Source organism: Streptomyces sp. NPDC001980, from assembly GCF_040296885.1.
Lineage (GTDB): Bacteria > Actinomycetota > Actinomycetes > Streptomycetales > Streptomycetaceae > Streptomyces.
This window is the reverse complement of the sequence record NZ_JBEOYD010000069.1, coordinates 1-21,394: the sequence shown is the minus strand read 5'-3', so window position 1 is coordinate 21,394 and position 21,394 is coordinate 1. Positions and strand designations below refer to the sequence as shown.

Genomic DNA, 21,394 nt, shown 5'->3' with positions numbered 1-21,394 from the left:
ACCGGCCGCTCCGCGCCTCGCTGAGGTCCTCCGTTCGATCGTCCCGCCTTTGCCGGCGACGACCCGCCACTCGAAGATCACGACCAGACGTTGCCCCGTTGCCGGCACCCCCTCCTGCGGCTTCACCAACCTGGCCTGTCCACCGCCCGACGACCGACTCACGGAGCCATCTCATGTCCAAGGTCGAACACCAGGACGCCACCGTACTGTCCGACGAGGAACTGCGCACCCTGGACGCGCACTGGCGTGCCGCCAACTACCTCGCGGCGGGCCAGATCTACCTGATGTCCAACCCGCTGCTCACCGAACCGCTGCGGCCCGAGCACATCAAGCCCCGGCTGCTCGGCCACTGGGGCACCTCACCGGGCCTCAACCTCGTGTACACGCACCTCAACCGGGTGATCAGGGCGCGCGGTCTCGACGCGCTGTGCGTGTGGGGGCCGGGGCACGGCGGCCCGTCCGTGCTGGCCAACTCCTGGCTGGAGGGCAGCTACAGCGAGACCTACCCCGACGTGTCGCGAGATGGGGAGGGGATGGGCCGGCTCTTCAAGCAGTTCTCCTTCCCCGGTGGTGTGCCGAGTCATGTGGCCCCGGAGACACCCGGCTCGATCCATGAGGGCGGCGAGCTGGGTTACTCCCTTGCGCACGCCTACGGCGCGGCGCTCGACAACCCGGACCTGCTGGTCGCCTGTGTGATCGGCGACGGCGAGGCGGAGACCGGTCCGCTGGCCGCCTCCTGGCACTCGAACAAGTTCCTCGACCCGGTCCACGACGGCGCCGTCCTGCCGATCCTGCACCTCAACGGCTACAAGATCGCCAACCCGACTGTCCTGGCCCGCCTGCCCGAGGCCGAACTCGACTCGCTGCTCCGGGGATACGGCCACGATCCGATCCATGTCACGGGTGATGACCCGCGCGAGGTTCACCGGGCCATGGCGGCGGCGATGGACGACGCGCTGGACCGGATCGCCGTCATGCAGCGCTCGGCCCGCGAGGACGGTGTCACCGAGCGCGTGCACTGGCCGGTGATCGTGCTGCGGACGCCGAAGGGGTGGACCGGTCCGGCCGAGGTGGACGGCGTGCCGGTCGAGGGCACCTGGCGGGCCCACCAGGTCCCGCTGGCCGGCGTCCGCGAGAACCCCGAGCACCTGCGGCAACTGGAGGACTGGCTGCGGTCGTACCGGCCCGAGGAGCTCTTCGGCCCCGACGGGCGGCCGGCCGCCGACGTGCTCGCCTGTGTGCCCGACGGGGCCCGCCGCCTGGGCTCGTCGCCGTACGCCAACGGCGGGCTGCTCGTCCGCGACCTGCCCCTGGCCGACCTCGACGAGTTCGCCGTCCCCGTCGACAAGCCGGGCACCTCCTTGCACGAACCCACCCGCGTCCTCGGCGACCTCCTGGCCCGGGTCATGAAGGACACCCGGCTGCGCCGGGACTTCCGCATCGTCGGCCCCGACGAGACCGCCTCCAACCGGCTCCAGGCCGTCTTCGACGTCAGCGGCAAGGCCTGGCAGGCCGGGCGGCTGCCGGTCGACGAACACCTGGACCGGCACGGCCGGGTGATGGAGATCCTCTCCGAACACACCTGCCAGGGCTGGCTGGAGGGCTATCTGCTGACCGGCCGGCACGGGCTGTTCTCCTGCTACGAGGCGTTCGTGCACATCGTCGACTCGATGGTCAACCAGCACATCAAGTGGCTGAAGACTTCCAGAGAGCTGGCCTGGCGCGCGCCCATCCCCTCCCTCAACTACCTGCTGACCTCGCACGTGTGGCGCCAGGACCACAACGGTTTCTCGCACCAGGACCCCGGCTTCGTCGACCATGTGCTGAACAAGAGCCCGGAGGTCGTCCGGGTGTACCTCCCGCCGGATGCCAACACCCTGCTGTCGGTGGCCGATCACGTCCTGCGCAGCCGTGACTACGTGAATGTGATCGTGGCGGGCAAGCAGCCCTGCTTCGACTGGCTCTCCATGGACCAGGCCCGCGTGCACTGCGCGCGCGGCGCCGGGATCTGGGAGTGGGCCGGCACCGAGAACGGCACCCGCGAGCCCGATGTGGTCCTTGCCTGCGCGGGTGACGTGCCCACCCAGGAGGTGCTGGCCGCCGCCCAGCTGCTGCGCCGCCAGCTGCCGGAACTGGCCGTGCGCGTGGTCAACGTAGTCGACATGACGAGGCTGCTCCCGAAGGAGGAACACCCGCACGGGATGAGCGACGCCGAGTACGACGGTCTGTTCACCGCCGACAAACCGGTGATCTTCGCCTACCACGGCTACCCCTGGCTGATCCACCGCCTCGCCTACCGCCGCACCGGGCACGCGAACCTGCACGTGCGCGGCTACAAGGAGTCCGGCACCACGACCACCCCGTTCGACATGGTCGTCCGCAACGATCTGGACCGCTACCGCCTGGTCATGGACGTCATCGACCGCGTCCCCGGCCTCGCCGTCCGCGCGGCCGGCGTGCGTCAGCAGATGGCCGATGCCCGTACCCGTCACCAGGCCTGGATCCGCGCCCACGGCACCGACCTGCCCGAGGTCGCCGACTGGACCTGGACCGGCTGAACACCCTCGCCCCTGAAAGGAGTTCGTCGTCATGACCGTACGCGTCGGCATCAACGGCTTCGGCCGGATCGGCCGTACCTACCTGCGCGCGGCACTCGACCGCGCCGAAGCGGGCACGCAGGACGTCGAGGTCGTCGCGATCAACGACATCACCTCGCCCGCGACGCTCGCCCATCTCCTGGAGTACGACTCGACGTTCGGACACATCGGGCGGGACGTCGTCCACGACGACAGCTCGATCACCGTCGACGGGCGCCGTATCGCCGTCACCGCCGAACGCGACCCGGGCGCCCTGAACTGGCTGGACTACGGCGCCGGGATCGTCATCGAGTCCACCGGCCGGTTCCGTGACCGGGACTCCGCCGCCCTGCATCTGAAGGCCGGCGCCCACACGGTCCTGCTGTCCGCGCCCGGCAAGGGTGTCGACGCCACCATCGTCATGGGCGTCAACGACCGGACCTACGACCGGCACCGGCATCGGATCATCTCCGCCGCCTCCTGCACCACCAACTGCGTCGCCCCGATGGTGAAGGTCCTCGACGAGGCCTTCGGTATCGAACGTGGCGTGATGACCACCATCCACGGCTACACCAACGACCAGTCCCTGCTGGACAGTCCGCACAAGGACCTGCGCCGAGCCCGCTCCGCCGCCCTCAGCATCATCCCGACCAGCACCGGCGCCGCCCGCGCGGTGGGCCTGGTGGTGCCGGAACTGGCCGGGGCGCTGGACGGCATCGCGGTCCGCGTACCGGTGGAGGACGGTTCGCTCACCGACCTCGCGGTGGTGCTCGGGCGTGAAGCGAGCCCGGACGACATCAACGCCGCGTTCGAGGCGGCGGCCGAGGGCGTGCTCAACGGCATCCTGCGGGTGTCGAAGGCCCCGATCGTCTCCCGTGACGTCATCGGCGACCCCTCCTCCTGCGTCTTCGACCCGGCCCTGACCCAGGCCAACGGCACCCTGGCCAAGGTCTTCGGCTGGTACGACAACGAATGGGGCTACACCAACCGGCTCCTGGACCTCACGGCCCTGGTCGCCGACGACTGACCACGCTCTGGAAGGGGCCGGTGCCGCCGATCACCGGCCCCTTCCGCATGCCCGGGACCCGGGACGACCGGCGGCGAACGTTGGGCCGACCGGCCCCCGGTACGCCCCGGACAGCCCATGGGACCAGGCCCCGCCGCGCTGGATGCTCGAAGTGTCAACCGGTATGGAGGAGACCCGCGATGACCGACGACCTGCTCGAACGATCCCCCGTCCACGCGCTGCTCGCGGACGGCACCACCGTGTGCATCCGGCCCGCGACCTCCGGCGACCACGACAGGCTGAAGCGGTTCTACGACGAGATGTCCTCGGAGAACCTCCGTCTGAGGTTCTTCTCGGTGAGCCGGCGCTCGGCCGGCATGGCCGCCGACCGGGCGTGTGCCCCGGCCCGCCCCGGTTACCGGGCGCTGCTGGCCGAGACACGGGGCCGGGTGCTCGGCCTCGCCGAGTACGACACCGGCGGGGAGAAGGACGCCGCGGAGATCTCCATCGCCGTCGCCGACGGACTGCACCACCGGGGCGTCGGCACCCTGCTCGTCGAGCATCTGGTCTCCGCGGCCCGCGCCGACGGCATCACCACCTTCACAGCAGACGCGCTGAGCGAGAACCGCGAGGTGCTGCGGCTCTTCGCCGACCTCGGCCTGCGGACGTCCCGCCGCTTCGAGGGTCCCGAAACGCGCTGCACCATCCACCTCGACGAGGACGACGCCTACCTCTCGGCCGTCGAATCCCGGGGCCGCTCCGCGGACGTGGCGAGCCTGCGGCCGCTGCTGTGCCCGGAGGCGGTCGCCGTCGTCGGCGCCGGACGCACACCGGGCTCGGTCGGCCGGGCGATCCTCCACCACATCCACACCGGCGGCTTCACCCGCCGCCTCTTCGCCGTGAATCCGAGCGTGGCCTCGATCCTCGGTGTGCCGTGCTACCCGTCCGTCAGCGCCCTGCCCCGGACCCCGGACCTGGTGGTCGTGGCGGTGCCCGCGGCGGCGGTCCCGGCGACCGCCGAGGAGTGCGGCAAGGCCGGTGTCCGCGCCCTCCTCGTCGTCACCTCGGGCCTCGACGCCGAGCAGGCCCAGGAGCTGCGCACCGCATGCCGTACCTACGGCATGCGCATGGTCGGCCCCAACTGCCTCGGCATCTCCCACACGGAGCCCGGCCTGCGCCTCGATGCCACCTTCGCCGACGGCCACCCCCGCCCCGGCAGCGCCGGCGTCGCCGTCCAGTCCGGAGGCATCGGCATCGCCCTGCTCGACGGCCTGTCCCGGCTCGGCATCGGCGTGTCCACCTTCGTCTCGCTCGGCGACAAGTACGACGTCAGCGGCAACGACATGCTCCAGTGGTGGGAGACCGACGGCCGCACCGATCTCGCCCTGCTGCACCTGGAGTCCTTCGGCAACCCGCGCGCGTTCTCCCGTACCGCCCGCCGGGTTGCCCGCCGGATGCCGGTGCTGACCGTGGACGCCGGCCGGTCCGCGGCCGGTCGCCGGGCCGCCGCCTCGCACACCGCGGCCGCGGCCACCCCCACCGTGACCCGCCGGGCCCTGTTCACCCAGGCCGGTATCACCGCCACCAGCTCGGTCGGCGAACTCCTCGAAGCGGCCGCCCTGCTGTACTCCCAGACGCTGCCGGAGGGCAACCGCGTCGCCATCGTCACCAACGCGGGCGGCGCCGGAGTACTGGCCGCCGACGCCTGCGCCGAGGCAGGGCTCGCCCTGCCGCCGTTCACCCCGACGATGATCGACGAACTGCTCGCCGTGCTGCCCGACGGAGCGACCATCGGCAACCCGATAGACGCCACCGCCGCCGTGACCGAGGAACAGCTCACGGACTGCGTCGACGCGCTCATGGAGTATCCGGGCATCGACGCCGTCCTGGTGGCCCTGGTCCCGACCGCTCTCGCCACCGCGACCGGCGACCACCTGGTGCGGGCCCTCACCGGGGCGCCCGGCCGCAGGCCCAAGCCGGTCCTCGCCGTACGCCTGGAGCAGGACCTGCCGGTGAAGCTGCTGTCCGCCGCCGACGCGGGCGGTACCATCCCGGCCTACGCCGAACCGCAGGCGGCGGCACGCGCGTTGGCCCGCGCGGCCGACCGCGCGGCCTGGCTGGCCCGGCCGGCCGGCACCGTACCGGCACTCGACGACGTCGACACCGAGCGGGCCCACGCCATGGCCGACGCCCACCTGGCCGCACACCCGGACGGCGGCTGGCTCGCCCCGCGCACCTGCGCCGACCTCCTCGCCTGCTACGGCATCCCGCAGATCCCCTGGACCTGGGCCGAGACCGAGGACGACGCCGTGCGCGCCGCCGAACGACTGCAGGGCGCCGACGGCCGGGTGGTCATGAAGGCCCACTGGCCGGGCCTCGTCCACAAGAGCGAGGAGCGGGCGGTCCACCTCGACCTTCGCGGCGAGCCGCAGGTCCGCGCCGCCTTCCGGGACCTGGAGGCCCGCTTCGGCGACCTCATGACCGGCGTGGTCGTCCAGTCGCTCGCCCGGCGCGGCACCGAGCTGTTCGCCGGAGTCGTCCAGGACGAGGTGTTCGGCCCACTCGTGCTCTTCGGACTCGGCGGTACGGCCACCGAGATCCTCGCCGACCTCCCCCAGTCTCGGCTTCGCTCGACCGGGGGGACCCCCATCGCCCGGCTCGCGCCGCTCACCGACCACGACGTGCACGACCTGATCACGTCCCCGCGCTGCGCACCCCTGCTGTTCGGCACCCGCGGCAACGGACCCGTCGACCTCGAGGCCCTGGAGCAACTGCTCCTGCGGCTGTCCCGGATGGCGGCGGACCTGCCGCAGCTCGCCGAGGCCGACTTCAACCCCGTCCTGGCCACGCCGGGCGGCGTCACCGTGCTCGACGCACGGGTACGACTGCTGCCGCGCCGGCCCCAGGACCCCTATCTGCGCCGGCTCCGCTGAGGGCCGAGGAGGAAACCGAGATGAGGCACAACAAGGTGGGCTCCGTGATGACCTCGGACGTCGTCCACGCCGCCTACGGCACGCCCTTCAAGGAGGTCGCGCGACTCCTCGCCGACCACCGGATCAGCGGCCTGCCGGTGATCGATGACGACGACAAGGTCATCGGGGTCGTCTCCGAGACCGACCTGATGGTGCGCCAGGCCGCCGCTCCCGACCCCTATGGGGAAAAGCACCGCACACCGCTCGGCCAGCTGACGCGCGGCGCCAGGAAGCAGGCGGCCAAGGCACAGGCCCGTACGGCCGGAGAGCTGATGTCGGACCCACCGGTCACCGTGCACGCCGAGGACACCATCGTCGAGGCGGCCCGGACCATGGCCGGACGCCACGTGGAGCGGCTCCCCGTCCTCGACGAGGAGGACCGGCTGGTCGGCATCGTCACGCGCCGCGACCTGCTCCAGGTGTTCCTGCGCCCCGACGACGAGATCCGCGACGAGGTGATCGAGGAAGTCCTCGTACGGGCCCTGTGGATACCGCCCCGCAGCATCGAGGTAGCCGTGGCGGAAGGCGTCGTCACACTCACCGGCCACATGGAACGCAGGACCGAGACCGAGATCGCCGTCTCCATGACCCGCCAGACGGACGGCGTGGTGGACGTGGTCGATCAACTGACCTACCGCCAGGACGACGCCCGCATCCGCGAGGAGCAGGCGCTGCACGGCGCGGCCGACGACTGGCTGCGCGGACTCTGAGAGGAGGGCCATCCCATGACCGGCACCGTGTTGGTCACCTACGGCACCAAGAACGGATCGACGGCGCACATCGCCGAGTCGATCGCCGATGCCCTGCGCGAGAAGGGGCTGACCGTCGAGACGATGCGGGCCGCGTCCGTGCCCTTCGTGGACCGGTACGACGCGGTCGTGGTCGGCGGCGGACTGTACGCCGGCCGCTGGCACAAGGACGCCCGGACCCTCATCCGCCGCCACCGCAAGGACCTCGCCGAGCGGCCCGTGTGGTTCTTCAGCAGCGGCCCGCTCGACACCTCCGCGTCCGAGCGGGACATCCCGCCCGTGCGCGGGGTGCGCCGCGCGATGCAGGACCTGCACGCACGAGGCCACGCCACCTTCGGTGGCTGCCTGGACGACGACGCGGACGGCTGGCTGGCCCGGAGGATCGTGCGCTCCGGGAACGGCGGGGACTTCCGGGACTTCGAGGCCGTGGAGGCCTGGGCGTCCGGGATCGCGGGGGAGTTGAAAGGCTGACAGGCGCTGGCCGCGCCTCGGCCTCGACCGAAGCCGCGGACCATGAGTCCGTCACGAGCGGGCCTCACCAGGTCATCCCGGTGAGGGCCGCTCCGGCAGCACGAGTGGTGGGCGGCGCAAGGACGCCGACGACGTGAAGTCCGCGGTCCTCGGCTACTGATCCGCCGGCGTGATGCGGCGGCCGGTGAGACTTCTGGGCCGGATCGACACCCACATGGCGCGCGCACCGCCCGCCCATGGTGTGGCGTGGGCGTGCTGAAGGAGCCTGCGTACCGCGTCGGGTTCCGTCACGATGCTCGCCCGCCCGACGGCGAGTACGCTCCAGCCCACGCTACGTGCCTCGTCCACACGGTCGTCCTGCTGAGAAGCTGCTGAGCCAGGTCGTTCATGGCCCGGCCCGCCGCCAGCTCGTCGCCGATCTCCGGCACGTTGCTGTCCGCCGGATGGCAGTGCGCGGATCCGTGGGCGGTGAGGGACGTGGTGCCGGTCTTCAGCACCACGTGAGCCTTGGTCGTTCCGTCGCCTTCCTCGAAGAGGGCCGAACGTCCCTGCCGGCGGCGCTGAGACCGGGCGGGAAGCCGTTCAGGGCGGCGAAGAACTCAGGGGGCGGTCAGTGCGGGGACGGAGAGGGCGGACGGCTCCGGCCCGCCGACCGGTGACGGCCCGGTTCCCAGGAGTTCGGCGGGCTGTCCTCGTGCAGCGCGGTGGTTCCAGACCGGCCCGGTTCAGGCTTCATTCGCTCCGCCGCAGGCGGAGGGCGGTCCGGGCGGTTCCTGGAGCACGCTCCATGCGACGGTTCCGAGCAGATCGGCCAGCCGTCCGAAGACGTCCAGGAACAGGTCGTCGGTCGTCAGCACCCCGACCACCCGGCCCCGGTCGAGGACCGGCAGCCGACGCACGCCGGTACGGCGGAAGGTGAGGTACGCCGCCTGGAGATCGTCGTCGGCGTCGACGGTGACGACCTCGGTCGACATCACCGCATCCACCGGTGTGTCGGGCGGCAGGCCGCCGCCGAGGCCACGCAGCGCGAGGTCGCGGTCGGTCACGATGCCGCGCAGCTCCTCGTCCTTCATGACGAGGACGGAGCCCACGGCACGCTCGGCCATCCACCGGCTCACCTCCTTCAGGGAGACGCCGGGGTCGACGTTCACGGGAGGCGTGGTCATCGCCCCGGACACCTTCATGCGGATGCTCCTACTCGTGGGTCGTGGGTCGTGGGTCCGTGGTCGTGGTGCGGGGGCTCCGGCCGGGACGCGGCTGCCGGTCTCACACGATGTCCAGTACGTCGTCCACCGGCCGGCGCGGGCTCGGGTGGCCTCCGGGGCCGTAGCCGAGCCGGAGCACCATCTGCACATGGCCCATGGCGGAGAGAGGGTCGCGGGCCGCCCACCTGAGGTCCGGCCATTCGAGCGGCTGGGAGGTCACGGAGGCGACGAGGCCGTCCGCGGTGGCCCGCAGCAGGACCCGCTCCAGGGCCTGCCCGGCACGCAGCCAGTCCTCGGGGCCGTCGTGGGCGGTTCCGAGCAGGGCGATGTTCGGGTTCTTCTCGAACGAGGCCCGGGGACGGTCCGGCATCGGGCGTCCGGCGGCGAAGTCGCGCACCGGGGCGTTGCCACCGTGAGGTGCCGGGCCGAACGCCTCGGCGGGGATGCCCTCGGACTGCCCATCGGCACCCGATGGTTCGGTGTACGTCCACCGCACGGTCTCGCCGCGCATCCCTGCGTCCTGCGCCTCCCAGTCCTCGGCGTCCCGCACCAGCTCCAGGATCGACCCCACGTGCCAGGCACCGGGAAACAGCAGCTGCGCACCTTCGGCGCGGGCCGCCTCGCACAGGTCCTCGCGTACTGCCGCCGGGATCTCCTCGTCACGGAACGGGTGACGGCTTGAGTGGCGGTAGCCGACCGCCGGGCGCAGTAGTGCCAGCGTGGCGTCCGGCGGACTGCTGCCGCACAGGTGCACCTCGGCGAGCAGATCCGGGCAGTCCGGATCCGGGAGCAGCCGGACGACCGGCGCCAGTGCCGACGCGGCGGCGGCCACCCGTAGGTTGAGCAGTGCGGCTCCGCAGCTCATGTGCAGACCCCGGTGCTCCGGGTCGGTGTGCGGCAGGGCGTGCTCCAGGTCGGCGTACAGGCGCAGGACACCGATGTCGCGGAGGTAACGGAACCTCCACGGCTGTGCGTTGTGCTGCGAGGGCGCGGCGACGGCGTCTGCCACGAGCGTCTCGACGGTGTGCGCGTCGACGGGTTCTGCGGTCATGGTGGCTTCCCTTCGCTTCGGCCGTGGGGTTCACGCGGGCTCGGACGGCACGGCGATGACGGGGCATCGCGCGTGGTGCAGCACCCCCTGGCTGACGGAGCCGAGCAGCATGCCGGTGAATCCGCCGCGGCCCCGCGTGCCCACCACCAGGCCCAGCGCGTGGACCGAGGCGTCGGTGAGTACCTGTACGGGGTGTCCGGCGACCACTTCGTGGCGCAGGTCCACCTGCGGGTAGCGGGCGCCGCGGCCGGCCACGATCTCGGAGAGCAGCCGCCGGGCCTCCTGCTGCGGTTCGTACTCGTCGAAGATCCTCAGTGGCCCCGGCTCCCAGACGCAGATGACGCGCAGTCCGGCACCGCGCAGCGCGGCTTCCTCGAACGCCAGGTCCACCGCGGCCGCGGAGTGCGGGCTGCCGTCGACACCGACGACGTAGTACGCCGGGTCCTGGGTGACGCGCTCCGGTTCGGGCACGACGACCACGGGACAGCGGGCGTGGGCCATGAGGGGCACGGCGACCGAGGCGGAGCCGAACACCTCCCGGGTCCGGCTCAGGTGCTGCGAGCCCAGCACGACGGCCGTGGCGTCACGGCTCTGCTCGCGCAGCACCCACACCGGATCGCCCTCCGCGAGCCGCGGGTCCACCTGGAGCCCTGGGTGCTGCGCCACGACGAACTCCGCGACCTCGTCCAGCGTCCGTCGCCCCGCTTTGTGCAGCGCCTCGTTCCACTCCTCCCAGGAAGGCGGGATCTGCCCCCTCCCGTAGCCACGTGTCGGCACGCCCTCGGCCAGCACCGGGCGCAGTGGCAGCCGACGCCGGGCGGCCTCGTCGGCTGCCCAGGCCAGAGCCATCCGGTGGGTGGGATCGGGGTCGACGCCCACCACGATCGGCCGAGGATCACCGGGCCGGGTCATGACGACCACCGGTTTCCGAGGCGTCGGGCGCGGGGTCCGCGGACGTCAGGTGCCTGATGCCCGATGCAGGATTCCGGCCCGGGGAAGCAGACGCCGATCGGGGCGCCGACGTGGGCGTGCTTCGAAGCGCCCGCGTTCGTCGCGGCCCGATCGGTCTGCGTCGCTGGTGTGGGAGCGGACATCGCCCTCATCTCCTCCCTGCGGCGGTGCCGGGGGAGTACCACCGCCGTTTCCATTGCAGGCCGCGGTGCGGTCGGCATACCAGGGGCCGTTGGTCCCTGTGCCGGGCCCGGTGATCCCTGATGCACGGACGCCCTCGTTCGCTGACGAGGTGCGGGGTCCCGCACATGATGACCCCCTTGGTTCCGGGAAGAGCGGGACGACTGCTTCCAGCATGAGTCTGTGGTCAAGAGCGTGACAGGGGCCCCTTGGCCCCCGGCCGGGTCGTTCGGCTTCGCGGGTGGGCCGGTCGGTCCCGTGGAGGGACGTACGGCCCCTGGCGGCCCAAGAACGCGTCGTCACGCTGGAGACGAACGCCCCTCGGAGGTGGAGATCATGTTGCGAAACGTCACCGTCGGTCTCGACGGGTCGCCCGAGAGCCGCGCCGCCGCCGAGTGGGCGGCTCGCGAAGCGCAACTGCGCGGCCTGCCGCTGAAGATCGTGCATGTCGGGGAGCCCACCCCCGTGCCCGTGGCGCAGGCTCCACTGGTGGGTCCCGAGACCCACCAGCACTGGACCGAGCAGATGCCGCGCGAGTCCGCGGAAGGCATTCGTCTCCGGCACCCCGGTCTTGAGGTGTTCACCGAACAGCTGACAGGCACCGTCGCCGACGTCCTGTGCGAGGCGGCGGGCCTCGCCGACCTGCTCGTGCTGGGCTCGCGGGGCTTCGGCGGCATTGGCGGGTTCATGGTCGGCTCGGTGAGTCTGGCCGTCGTGGCCCGCGCGGAACGGCCCGTGGTGCTGGTACGCGAGGGTGAGCAGGCCGCAGACGAGCACAGGATGGATCCGGCGGGCGTGCCGTCCGCGGCCACTCCGTTCCGTCCTGTCGTGCTCGGCCTCGACGTCGATCACCCGGACGACACCCTGCTGGAGTTCGCCTTCGACGCCGCGGCCCGCAGGGAAACACCGCTGCGGGTGGTGCACGCCTGGCCCGAGCCGACCACGGCCCTCTACCGCTTCCCAGGCGATGCGGAACTCCAGAACGACCTCGAACGCAAGCACAGTGCCGCTCTGGCCGACGCGCTGCGTCCCTGGCGGCAGAAGTTCCCGAGCGTCGACGTCATCGAGTCGAGCCGCTGTGGCAACGCCGCGCAGGTTCTCGTCAACGCCGCCCGTGATGCTTCTCTGGTGGTCGTCGGCCGACGCATCCGCACCGGTTCCCTCGGCGCGCACATCGGTCATGTCACCCATGCTGCCCTGCATCACATCGGTGCGCCCGTCGCCGTCGTGGCCCACGGTTGATCCGGCAGCCCGGGCCCGCGAGCCCGGGGCTGGCGTCATCACTGAAGGGTGGATCAGTCGGCGTGGGTGTTCCCCGCCACGGTCACCGTCACCCGTCCACCGCGGTGAGGCGGCAGTCCACGCCCACCACGCCCTCGACGCCTCGCACCAGGCGCACCGCGAGCGGAATGCGGGTGCCGTCGGTGACCTTTCCGGTCAGGGTCGCAATGCCCTCGACGACCATGATGTGCACCGGCTCGACCGGGGCCGGGAAGAGGGGGTCGACGACCTCGCGTCGGATCTCGTCGGCGAGGTCGTTGTCGGAGCGGAGAAACACCTTGAGCAGATCGCCCCGGCTGACCACCCCTTCCAGCACGCCTACGGCGTTGACGACGGGCAGTCGTTTCACATGCCGCAGGGCCATGATCCGGGCGGCTTCCGGCAGCGTGGCGTCGGCGTGGACGGTGACGGCAGGAGCGCTCATCAGTTCCGCCGCGCACACCGCGCCGGCCTTCGCCAGGTCGTCGAGGCGCTGCCGCTGCACGAACGGGTCCGGATCGCTGTCCCGGAACTCCTCCTTCGGGAGCAGATCGGCCTCGGAGACGACCCCGACCACCCGTCCGTCGCCCTCCAGCACCGGCAGAGCGCTGATCCGCCCCCCGTCCATGCGTTCGACGATGTCCTTGAACAGGGCCTCCCGGCCCACCGCGACGACGGCACGCGTCATCACGTCGCCCACCTTGTGCGGGCTGCTGGTCATGGCGTTCTCCTCACAGCTCCGGGATGTCAGGGCCTCGAAGGAGACCTCACGGGCCCTGCTACCAGCGTGAACGTGTCCACGCCCGCGCACTACCGGTCGGCCGGGGCCCTGGCCCCTTCGGTACGACGGCCACGGCGCACGTGGCTCGCCGCAGCAGAACCCGAGCGGCCTCTTCCCCATCGGTTTTCCCGGAGTCACGGGGAACCACGACCAGCCCGGCACGCTCGGAGCAGTGCAGCAGGGCCTCTGTGGGACCGAACAACCGGACATCCGCCAGCACGTCCACGTCGGGGAACTCTTCGCACCACGGGCGCAGCGCCCAGGCATGCACGGCGTGCAGGCACACGCCTCGGCGCCGGGGACTCCAGACGATCACCGAGGCTCTGGCGGGCTCCCGCATCGGGTTGTCCGGTACCCGCAGCACCACACCCCGTTCGCCTTCCGGGTACGTGCGGGTTCGAGGGGGTGCCCGAATTCAGCCGGTCTTGTGACCCCAGCGAGGTCCGACGGTGCTCCACTCGCGATCCCACAGGTCGAGGCGCCGCTGCTCCAGCCGCCACCGGGCGACCGCTCCGGCGCCGATGACGGCTCCGGCCAGCGCACAGCCGGCCGCCGTCCCAAGCACCCCCGCCTCGACGGCGGCCGCTCCGGCGCTCGGCGGTTCGGTGGTCGGACGACCCTGGTCGTCCAGCCAGACCACAACCTTGGAACCGGCCTTGCTGCCGGTGTCCACGAGAGTCCGGCCCGTGCGCGTGGAGCCGTCGGGTGCGGTCCAGCTCACGGTGCCCGGTGTGCGCTCGCTGTCCGTGCCGATCCCGGAGACGCTCGTCGGGACGTCCACGAGAAGCACGGCCGGCGTGGGTTCCCGCTCCGCCCGCTGCCGCGCGAAGACATCGTCCGCGGCCCGGGCGGTCACCAGCCCGGCGACGATGCCTCCCACCAGGACGAGTGCCCATACGGCCAGGACGATCCAGGCCTCGACGATGTCGTCATGGCGTCGCAGCGGGTTGCTCCGCCACCGCCACAGCAGCTCCTTCACACGCCTGGTCCTGCGCATCGGTCCGCACCTCCTCCTCGTCGTGTTGACCTTCCCGAAGGTGCCGGTCGGCCGCGCACCGGGCCATGGGCCGGTCAGGAACCACCGCGGGGCTGCTCGGGGGTCGACTCGACCGGTCGCATGGGCCGTTCGGCCCTCATGGGTGGGAGTCAGGCGACCGCGGCGGAGGCCGGACCCGCTAAGTCCTTGCCGGCGAGTGCCTCGGGGAGGCCGGGATACAGCTCGAAGGCGCCGACCAGGCCCGTGCAGCGAAGCAGGCGCAGGAAGCTGCCGTCCGGTGCGACCAGCCGCAGTCTGCCGATACGTGACCGGACCCGGCTGCGGACCCGGCACAGGAGGCTGAGCCCCGAACAGTCGATGAAGGAGACGGGACCCAGATCGAGTACCAGATCGGGCTCCGCACCGGCCGTCAGGGAGTCCAGGACCGTGGAGAGGACCGGTATCGCCAGCAGATCGAGTTCGCCGTGCAGCGTGACGACGGTCGTGCCATGGTCGGTGCGGGTCGTGTGGTACGCCACGGACCTGGTGTGGTTGTCGGCCATGGAAACAGACAAGTGCAGTCGGCGGGGTGTACGGAAGGGCCGTTCGGTCCCCTTGTGCTCCTGGCGGCAGGCTCCGAACGGCCGGTGCTCCGGCGTTCCGGAGGGGCGGCCCGTCCGGCAGGTGATGAGGGCCGGACGGCCCAAGCGGGCCCGTTCGGGACGGGACAAGCTGGATCTGCGGGGCAATACCGGCGATATCCAGGCGCCCGGTCGGCACCCGCCGCCGACGCTCGCCGACCCCGTGCCCCGTACCGGACCAAGGACGGTGAGTGACGACATGAAGGCCTTCGTCTTCCACGGACCCGGGCAGTCCGCCTGGGAGGAGGTCCCCGATCCCGCCGTCAAGGAGCCCACCGACGCCGTCGTGCGGGTGGACGCCGTCACGATCTGTGGGACGGACCTGCACATCCTCAAGGGCGACGTTCCGGAGGTGCGGCCCGGCACGATCCTCGGTCACGAGGCCGTCGGCGAGATCGTCGAGGTCGGCGGTGACGTACGGACCGTACGGCCGGGAGACCGCGTGCTGATCTCCTGCATCAGCTCCTGCGGGCGCTGCTCGTACTGCCGGGAGCGCATGTACGGCCAGTGCCGGGGCGGCGGAGGCTGGATCCTCGGCCATCTGATCGACGGCACCCAGGCCGAGTACGTCCGCGTCCCCTTCGCGGACCTGTCCGTCCACGCCCTGCCCGGCACGGTCGACAGCAAGGACACCGTCCTCCTCGCGGACATCTTCCCGACCGCCTACGAGGTGGGCGTCCTCAACGGCCGGGTGCGTCCCGGCGACACCGTCGCCGTCGTCGGCGCGGGCCCCATCGGACTCGCGGCGATCAGCACCGCACGGCTGTTCGCCCCCGAGCGCATCATCGCCGTGGACTTGGCCCCGGCCCGGCTGGAGGCGGCCAAGGCGTTCGGCGCGGACGCCGTCGCGGACGCCCGGGAAGCCCCGGAACAGCTGATCGCCGACCTCACCGACGGACTCGGCGCGGACGTCGTCATGGAGGCCGTCGGCGTACCGGAGACCTTCGAACTGTGCACCCGCATGGTCCGGCCCGGCGGACACGTCGCCAACATCGGCGTGCACGGCAAGCCGGCCACGCTGCACCTCGAAGACCTGTGGATCAAGAACGTGACCATCACCACGGGCCTGGTGGACACCCACTCCACCCCCACTCTGCTGCGGATGGCCGCCGCCGGCCGGCTGCCCACCGCACAGCTGGTCACCCACACCTTCCCCCTGGAACAGATGGCCGAGGCGTACGACGTCTTCGCCCGCGCCGCCGACACCGGCGCGCTCAAGGTGGTGCTCGGCGGGGAGCAGCACGAGGTCGCCGTCCGCGGGACCTGACCGACGAGAGGACGTGACCGGTCATGGCCGGACAGGTACGGCCGAACACGGCGGAAGGACCGCCGCTGGGAGACCTGGGGCGCCGCCTGGCGACCCGCCGCAAGGAACTCGGCCTCACCCGCGAGGAGACGGCCGAACGGGTCGGCATAGCGCCCGGCTATCTGCGGTACCTGGAGGAGAACTCCGCGGCTGCACCCGGCAGGGGTGCCCTGCTCAGGCTCGCGAACGTACTGCACACCACCGTGTCGCACCTCACCGGAGGCGACACCCAGGCCGCGTCCGGTCGGGCCAGGGCGGGGCACCACCCCCGGTTCACGGAGTTGGATCCGTCCGAATGCAGGGCACTACTCGGTTCGCATGGCGTGGGACGCCTCGGAGTCGACACCGCGTCGGGGCCTGTCGTCGTGCCGGTCAACTGCAGCGTCGTCGACGGCGCGATCGTCTTCAGGACCACTGACGACACCGCACCGTCCATGGCCCCGGGCCGCCAGGTGGCTTTCGAGGTCGACCGCATCGACGACGCCTTCAGCGAGGGCTGGAGCGTGTTGGTGCGCGGCCCGGCACGCCACGTGAGCGAGGCGGAGGAGGTGCGCCGGCTCGCGGCGTCGGTCCACAGCACCCCGTGGGCGGGCGGCGAGCGCGACCTGTGGGTGCGCATCGAGCCCCGTTCCGTCACCGGGCGTCGCATCACGGTCTGATCCAACCCAGGACGAAGAGAGAGACGAGACGGCCGATGTACGCCAACGACGGATTCCGTGAACTCGACCGGCGGGAGTGCCTGGGGCTGCTCGCCGGGGTGGCGGTCGGCCGGATCGTCCACACCCGGGACGCGCTGCCGGCGGTGCTGCCAGTCAACTTCGCCCTGGACCGTGACGGAGCGGTGCTGCTGCGGACGTCCGCGGCCTCGGAACTGGTGCGCGCCATCAATGGTTCGGTGGTCGCGTTCGAAGCCGACGAGGTCGACGCCGCCGCGCACTCCGGCTGGAGCGTCGTGGTGACCGGCCCTGCGGCCGTGGTGAGCGACCCCGGCGAGCACGAACGGCTGGTTCGCCACGGCCCGCGTTCCTGGGTTCCGTCCCCACGGGAGGTCTTCGTGCGCATTGAGCCGGAGCTGGTCACCGGACGTCGACTGACCGCCGGACGAACCATGTACGGCTTGGACCGTGTCTCCTGAAACTCCGTCACCGACGGCACCAGGGACCGATGGCCCCACTGCGAGGACTTACGGTCCCTCCTGCCGCGAGCCGTGCGTGACCAGAGTGGGGAGCACACCCGTGCAACAGGAGGTCTCCTCGTGACCCGTGTCGTCGCCGTGGGCCTGGACGGCTCACCTGAAAGCCGCGCAGCAGCCGACTGGGCCGCTCGCGAGTCCTTGATGTCCGACCTGCCCCTGCGCCTGGTGCACGTTGGCGACCAACAGGCGCACGAGTACGTGCCGTTCGCCGGCGAGCCAGTGCCTCCGGCGGGAGCCGACCGCTCGGCGGCCCTGCTGCGGGAGACCGCCGTCCGACTGCACCACCGTCATCCCGACCTGCGAGCGGATACGGACCAGCTGCCGGGACAGCCAGTGGTTGCATTGGTCGGCGCCGCCCGGGACGCGGAGCTCCTGGTTCTCGGGACGCGGGGACTGGGTGCGGCCGTGGGCTTCCTGCTCGGCTCTGTGGCGTCGGCGGTGGTCGCCCGCGCCGAGCAGCCGGTCGTCCTCGTCCGCGCCGGAGCCGATGCCGGGGGCGAACGTGTGTCCGATGCCGCCGGTGCGCCTTCCCAGGCCACCCCGTATCGAGACGTCGTGGTGGGGCTGGACCTCAGCAGTGCCGACGACACCGTTCTCGGCTTCGCGTTCACCGCGGCATCCCGGCGCGCGGCCGGGCTGCGCGTGGTGCACGGCGGGAGCGGCCCGGAGCTCCAGGACGACCCGGCCGCCGTACGGAGGCGGCTCCTCAGCCCGTGGAAGGCCAAGTTCCCGGGTGTCGAGGTGACCGAGGAAGCGGTGATAGGCGACGCCGGAGCGCACTTGGCGGACGCCTCACGCGAGGCGTCCCTGGTCGTCGTCGGCCGCCGGGTCCGCCGGGCCGCGCTCGGCGCGCACATCGGCCCGGTCACCGCCGCGGTACTGCGCCATGCGTCCGCACCGGTCGCGGTCGTACCGCATGACTGAGCCTTTTCCAATCTCAGTTTGACGTCGCCAGATGCAGGGCGAGGACGGCCTTGACCAGGTCGGTGATGCGGGTGGTGCTGCAGCGGACCTTGCGCAGCAGGCGCCAGGACTTCAGGGTGGCCATCGCCTGCTCGCCGACCGCGCGGATCCTGGCGTGGGAGACGTTGACGGCTTGCTGGCCTGCGGAGATGTTCTCCCAGCGGGCGCGGCAGGGGACGCGCCCGGTGCCGGCATCCTGGTATCCCTTATCGGCCCAGCAGTGCACGTCGGCCTCGGCCAGGGCGGCATGGGTGTGGCCGCACCGCAGGTGGGCCAGGGCCGGCAGGGCCTGACGGACCGCGCTCAGCCGGCGCCACCGCGTGCCCCGCTCCCGGCGTCGGGCGGCCGGCAGGCGGGAGAGATGGCGCGGGGTCGAGCTGGACAGAGCGATCCCCGATGGGTGGACAAGCACGTGAAACTCCAGGCGGACAGGTCGGCCTTGGTCGACAACCCATCTAATTGGAGCTTCACCTGTTCCCGGACACCATCCCCACGCCAACTCGCAGCCCAATCACCCAAGTCAAAACCGCTCAGTTTAGCGTTTCACATCGTGATCCTGAGGCGGCTCCCACGGAAACGCGCTGGTCAGTCGAACATGGCGCAGTTGACCGCGTCCATCAGGGCCGCGCCGGTCTGGTGCGCCTGCTTGGTGAGAGTGGACGTGGCAAAGAAGAAGGCGGCCGTGCGATGGCCGGTGGAGTCGGTGACGTTGTAGGTCGCATAGCCCGGGACGATGCCGACGTGGTCCCAGACCGTGCCACAGTCGGTCTTCGCCGTCTCGATGCCCAACCCGTAGCCGAGCTCGTCCGGGTCCCCCGGCCCGTCCTCCGGCACGGTGGTGCGCATCTCGGCCAGTTGGGCGGCGGGCAGCAGGCGGCCCGACATCAGCGCGCCGTAGAAACGGGACCAGTCACCGGCGGTGGACACGATCGCGGCATCCGCTCCGTCGGCCGTGACGTAGTCGCCGGTGACGTCCACGTGGTCGTCGTGCTGCGGTCCGGCGTAGTTCCTGAACTCGTCGGGGACGTCCGGTGGCATGTGGGCGGCGTCAGGTTCGTAGCCGTGTGCGTGCCGTTCGTGCCAGGCGGAGCCGGTGGCGTAGAAGGTGTGCCGGAGCCCCAGGGGTCGGGCGATCCGGTCCCGCACCAGCGCCGCAAGGTTCTTACCGGTGGCCTTCTCCAGGACGGCGCCGATCGCGATGTAGTTGGTGTTGCTGTACGACCACTCGGTGCCCGGCTCGAACAGTGCCGGGTGTCTGCTCACCAGGCTCAGGATTTCCGTCGACGTCCATACGTGGGAGTCCCGGCCAGTGAGGGCCGGTGCGAGGGCGGGGTCGTCGGTGTAGTCGAACAACCCACTGGTGTGGTTGAGCAGCATGCGCAGGGTGATCGCTCTGCCGTTGCGCACCTGGCCGGGCAGCCACTTGTCGACCGGGTCGGTGAGGGCGAGTCTGTGCTCGGCGACCAGTTGCAGGACGAGGGTGGCCATCACCGTCTTGGTGTTGGACGCTTCTCGCACCTCGTCGTCCGCCCTGAGCCGATGGTCCTTCTTCGTCCAGGCGGCCTGCTCGGAGATCTCGATGGGCCTGTGGTGACCGTCGTCCACCCGCACGATCACCCCAGGCACTCCTTCCTCCACCAACTTCCGCGCTAACTCCCGCAGGTGAGCGCTTGTCTCCGCAGTGCCGTCCTGTCGGACCGCCGAGAGCGTCCGAGGGCCGACGGCCGCACTCTCGCGGACCGCCGCACTCTCGTGGACCGTGTTCGCACTCGACGGGGTCGCAGCGAGGGGCACGACGAGGGCCGCGGACACCGCAACTGTTGCTACTGCGCGAAACCCCGTCAGTTGCGGGCGCCGTCGAACACGCATATTCACACGCAATTCATGCTCCTTCGAGAATCCGGGAAGGCCGTCGGGCACGATCGGGGGACGGGGAGGAGAACACCGGATTCCGCCCGGCGAGTTGTCGTCCGGCCCCGGGGGCGAAGCCAGCTCCGGCGGGCCCTGGACAGCCCTGGGCGATCCTTCGGAGGATAGCCGGAGGCCGGGTGAAAAAGATGAATATCGGTTACTCGATCATGTTTTCCTGGGTGGAGTCCGCGAAACGAGCGGTTTCAGTGAGTTGTTGAGCTCGACCTCGATGTCCCGTGACGACCGGCCGGCTTCACCTGCGGACCACGAACCCCGTCGAGTCAACGTTCTCCACGGTCCAGCTCCGCACCAAGGTCGCGCGAGGCGCGGGCGGCCCGGCTGCGATCTCTCGTGTTTGTGGCAGCGGTTGTGAGAGACAGTGAGCGGTTTTGACTTGGGTGATTGGGCGGCGAGTTGAAGGCCGTCCTCGCCCTGCATCTGGCGACGTCAAACTGAGATTGGAAAAGGCTCACTGACCGGTTGCGTGGAGTTCTCAGGCTGTCGGCTCAGAAGGTGTTCGATCCGCCGCGGTCGTGAGGTTGAGGGCAGCGTTCTCCTCCGTGGCCGTCACGGGTCACCGCAGCTCCGCTCCCGGCCTGGAGGCCAGCCTTCGCGGCGTTCCTCTGTCGATTCGGCGAAGACCGAGGCGGTGCGGGCGGAGCGACACCGCGGGGGATCGGTGCCGCTCCTGAATCCAGTCTCTCCCGGCTTGTGGCCTGGAACAGGTGCCGATGGTCATCTGTTCGGGGCCGGTCGACCGTTGCACGTCGGGTGATGTGCTGTCTGTGCCCTGAGGCCTCGCCCGGTCGGGACCGCCGTGCCGGCCGCCGCGATCCGGGCGCCACGGGGCCGACCGCCGCGCCGGGTCCGCACGGCGCCTGATTTCCTCCGCCTATACGAGCAGCGACGGAGCCGAGCGCCAGTGGCCGGATGGGCCGACCACGGTTTCTCAACAGGGCGCGCTGCGGCCCGGACAACGGTCGTATTGCCGTCAGCGGGACCTCGGATCGGCGGCGGTCCTGGGCCGAAGACCGTTGTAAGCCTCTTGGCCCACAGGCGCCGCTGTCCCCTCGGCAGGGCGGAACGGCCCGGCCCCAGGCGCCGACGACTTGCCCGATCCAGGTGCCCGACGCGGTCGGTGCCCACTACGGTGGGCTTTGACCGGACCTGCCGGTGTACGAGTCGACGGGGTCGGGAGGA

The 21,394-nt window shown here is 71.2% G+C and carries 19 protein-coding genes and 2 pseudogenes; 10 read left to right on the top strand and 11 right to left on the bottom strand.

Translation table 11 applies throughout. The annotated features are described in order from the left end of the window. Positions 1 to 33: 33 nt before the first annotated feature. Positions 34 to 126 (bottom strand): annotated as a pseudogene (locus ABT137_RS48225) (polyphosphate kinase 2); the annotation flags it as partial. A gap of 47 nt (positions 127 to 173) precedes the next feature. On the opposite strand from ABT137_RS48225, the gene ABT137_RS48220 reads away from it, so the two are divergent. The 5 genes from ABT137_RS48220 to ABT137_RS48200 all read left to right on the top strand — a co-directional run bounded on the left by ABT137_RS48220 (position 174) and on the right by ABT137_RS48200 (position 7,774). Continuing rightward, the gene (locus ABT137_RS48220; RefSeq protein WP_351719826.1) at positions 174 to 2,558 is read left to right on the top strand and encodes a phosphoketolase family protein; all 2,385 of its coding nucleotides are present in this window, start codon (positions 174 to 176) and stop codon (positions 2,556 to 2,558) included. Between the two features lie 31 nt (positions 2,559 to 2,589). Continuing rightward, on the top strand, positions 2,590 to 3,603 hold the full coding sequence (gap, locus tag ABT137_RS48215) for a type I glyceraldehyde-3-phosphate dehydrogenase (protein ID WP_351719824.1): 1,014 nt from the start codon (positions 2,590 to 2,592) through the stop codon (positions 3,601 to 3,603). 179 nt (positions 3,604 to 3,782) lie between these two features. Continuing rightward, positions 3,783 to 6,515, top strand: a complete 2,733-nt coding sequence (locus tag ABT137_RS48210; protein WP_351719822.1) for a bifunctional acetate--CoA ligase family protein/GNAT family N-acetyltransferase — start codon at positions 3,783 to 3,785, stop codon at positions 6,513 to 6,515. Positions 6,516 to 6,535: 20 nt separating this feature from the next. Further along, positions 6,536 to 7,264 carry a CBS domain-containing protein gene (locus ABT137_RS48205; protein WP_351719820.1) on the top strand — a complete coding sequence of 243 codons (729 nt, stop codon included), beginning with the start codon at positions 6,536 to 6,538 and terminating at the stop codon, positions 7,262 to 7,264. Positions 7,265 to 7,279: 15 nt separating this feature from the next. After that, positions 7,280 to 7,774: a flavodoxin domain-containing protein gene (locus ABT137_RS48200; RefSeq protein ID WP_351719818.1), complete on the top strand. Its 495-nt coding sequence runs from the start codon at positions 7,280 to 7,282 to the stop codon at positions 7,772 to 7,774. A gap of 153 nt (positions 7,775 to 7,927) precedes the next feature. Here ABT137_RS48200 and ABT137_RS48195 read toward each other — a convergent pair whose 3' ends face one another. From ABT137_RS48195 to ABT137_RS48175, 5 genes and pseudogenes are all read right to left on the bottom strand, one after another. Further along, positions 7,928 to 8,122 carry a pyridoxamine 5'-phosphate oxidase family protein gene (locus ABT137_RS48195; protein ID WP_351719816.1) on the bottom strand — a complete coding sequence of 65 codons (195 nt, stop codon included), beginning with the start codon at positions 8,120 to 8,122 and terminating at the stop codon, positions 7,928 to 7,930. Beyond that, a pseudogene (locus ABT137_RS48190) lies at positions 8,062 to 8,319 on the bottom strand (dsRBD fold-containing protein); the annotation flags it as partial. The gene ABT137_RS48195 and the pseudogene ABT137_RS48190, both read right to left, overlap by 61 nt. A 180-nt stretch (positions 8,320 to 8,499) precedes the next feature. Next, on the bottom strand, positions 8,500 to 8,940 hold the full coding sequence (locus ABT137_RS48185) for a CBS domain-containing protein (protein WP_351719814.1): 441 nt from the start codon (positions 8,938 to 8,940) through the stop codon (positions 8,500 to 8,502). Positions 8,941 to 9,040: 100 nt separating this feature from the next. Next, positions 9,041 to 10,030: an Acg family FMN-binding oxidoreductase gene (locus tag ABT137_RS48180; protein ID WP_351719812.1), complete on the bottom strand. Its 990-nt coding sequence runs from the start codon at positions 10,028 to 10,030 to the stop codon at positions 9,041 to 9,043. Between the two features lie 30 nt (positions 10,031 to 10,060). Further along, on the bottom strand, positions 10,061 to 10,942 hold the full coding sequence (locus ABT137_RS48175) for a universal stress protein (RefSeq protein WP_351719810.1): 882 nt from the start codon (positions 10,940 to 10,942) through the stop codon (positions 10,061 to 10,063). 555 nt (positions 10,943 to 11,497) lie between these two features. On the opposite strand from ABT137_RS48175, the gene ABT137_RS48170 reads away from it, so the two are divergent. Further along, positions 11,498 to 12,403 (top strand): universal stress protein, encoded by a 906-nt coding sequence (locus ABT137_RS48170; protein ID WP_351719807.1) that lies wholly within the window; start codon positions 11,498 to 11,500, stop codon positions 12,401 to 12,403. 88 nt (positions 12,404 to 12,491) lie between these two features. Here ABT137_RS48170 and ABT137_RS48165 read toward each other — a convergent pair whose 3' ends face one another. From ABT137_RS48165 to ABT137_RS48155, 3 genes are all read right to left on the bottom strand, one after another. Next, on the bottom strand, positions 12,492 to 13,142 hold the full coding sequence (locus ABT137_RS48165; RefSeq protein WP_351719805.1) for a CBS domain-containing protein: 651 nt from the start codon (positions 13,140 to 13,142) through the stop codon (positions 12,492 to 12,494). 475 nt (positions 13,143 to 13,617) lie between these two features. Next, positions 13,618 to 14,199, bottom strand: a complete 582-nt coding sequence (locus ABT137_RS48160; RefSeq protein ID WP_351719802.1) for an Rv1733c family protein — start codon at positions 14,197 to 14,199, stop codon at positions 13,618 to 13,620. Between the two features lie 149 nt (positions 14,200 to 14,348). Next, complete coding sequence (locus ABT137_RS48155; RefSeq protein WP_351719800.1) at positions 14,349 to 14,741, bottom strand: STAS domain-containing protein; 393 nt, start codon at positions 14,739 to 14,741, stop codon at positions 14,349 to 14,351. A gap of 277 nt (positions 14,742 to 15,018) precedes the next feature. Between ABT137_RS48155 and ABT137_RS48150 the strand changes: the two genes are divergently transcribed. The 4 genes from ABT137_RS48150 (at position 15,019) to ABT137_RS48135 (ending at position 18,244) form a co-directional block, all read left to right on the top strand. After that, positions 15,019 to 16,086 carry a zinc-dependent alcohol dehydrogenase family protein gene (locus ABT137_RS48150; RefSeq protein ID WP_351719853.1) on the top strand — a complete coding sequence of 356 codons (1,068 nt, stop codon included), beginning with the start codon at positions 15,019 to 15,021 and terminating at the stop codon, positions 16,084 to 16,086. A gap of 23 nt (positions 16,087 to 16,109) precedes the next feature. After that, complete coding sequence (locus ABT137_RS48145; protein ID WP_351719798.1) at positions 16,110 to 16,784, top strand: helix-turn-helix domain-containing protein; 675 nt, start codon at positions 16,110 to 16,112, stop codon at positions 16,782 to 16,784. Between the two features lie 35 nt (positions 16,785 to 16,819). After that, on the top strand, positions 16,820 to 17,260 hold the full coding sequence (locus ABT137_RS48140) for a pyridoxamine 5'-phosphate oxidase family protein (protein WP_351719796.1): 441 nt from the start codon (positions 16,820 to 16,822) through the stop codon (positions 17,258 to 17,260). A gap of 120 nt (positions 17,261 to 17,380) precedes the next feature. Further along, positions 17,381 to 18,244 (top strand): universal stress protein, encoded by an 864-nt coding sequence (locus ABT137_RS48135; RefSeq protein ID WP_351719793.1) that lies wholly within the window; start codon positions 17,381 to 17,383, stop codon positions 18,242 to 18,244. A gap of 13 nt (positions 18,245 to 18,257) precedes the next feature. Here ABT137_RS48135 and ABT137_RS48130 read toward each other — a convergent pair whose 3' ends face one another. Further along, positions 18,258 to 18,695, bottom strand: a complete 438-nt coding sequence (locus tag ABT137_RS48130; protein WP_351719791.1) for a transposase family protein — start codon at positions 18,693 to 18,695, stop codon at positions 18,258 to 18,260. Positions 18,696 to 18,868: 173 nt separating this feature from the next. Next, on the bottom strand, positions 18,869 to 19,900 hold the full coding sequence (locus ABT137_RS48125; RefSeq protein ID WP_351719788.1) for a serine hydrolase domain-containing protein: 1,032 nt from the start codon (positions 19,898 to 19,900) through the stop codon (positions 18,869 to 18,871). Positions 19,901 to 21,394 lie beyond the last annotated feature (1,494 nt).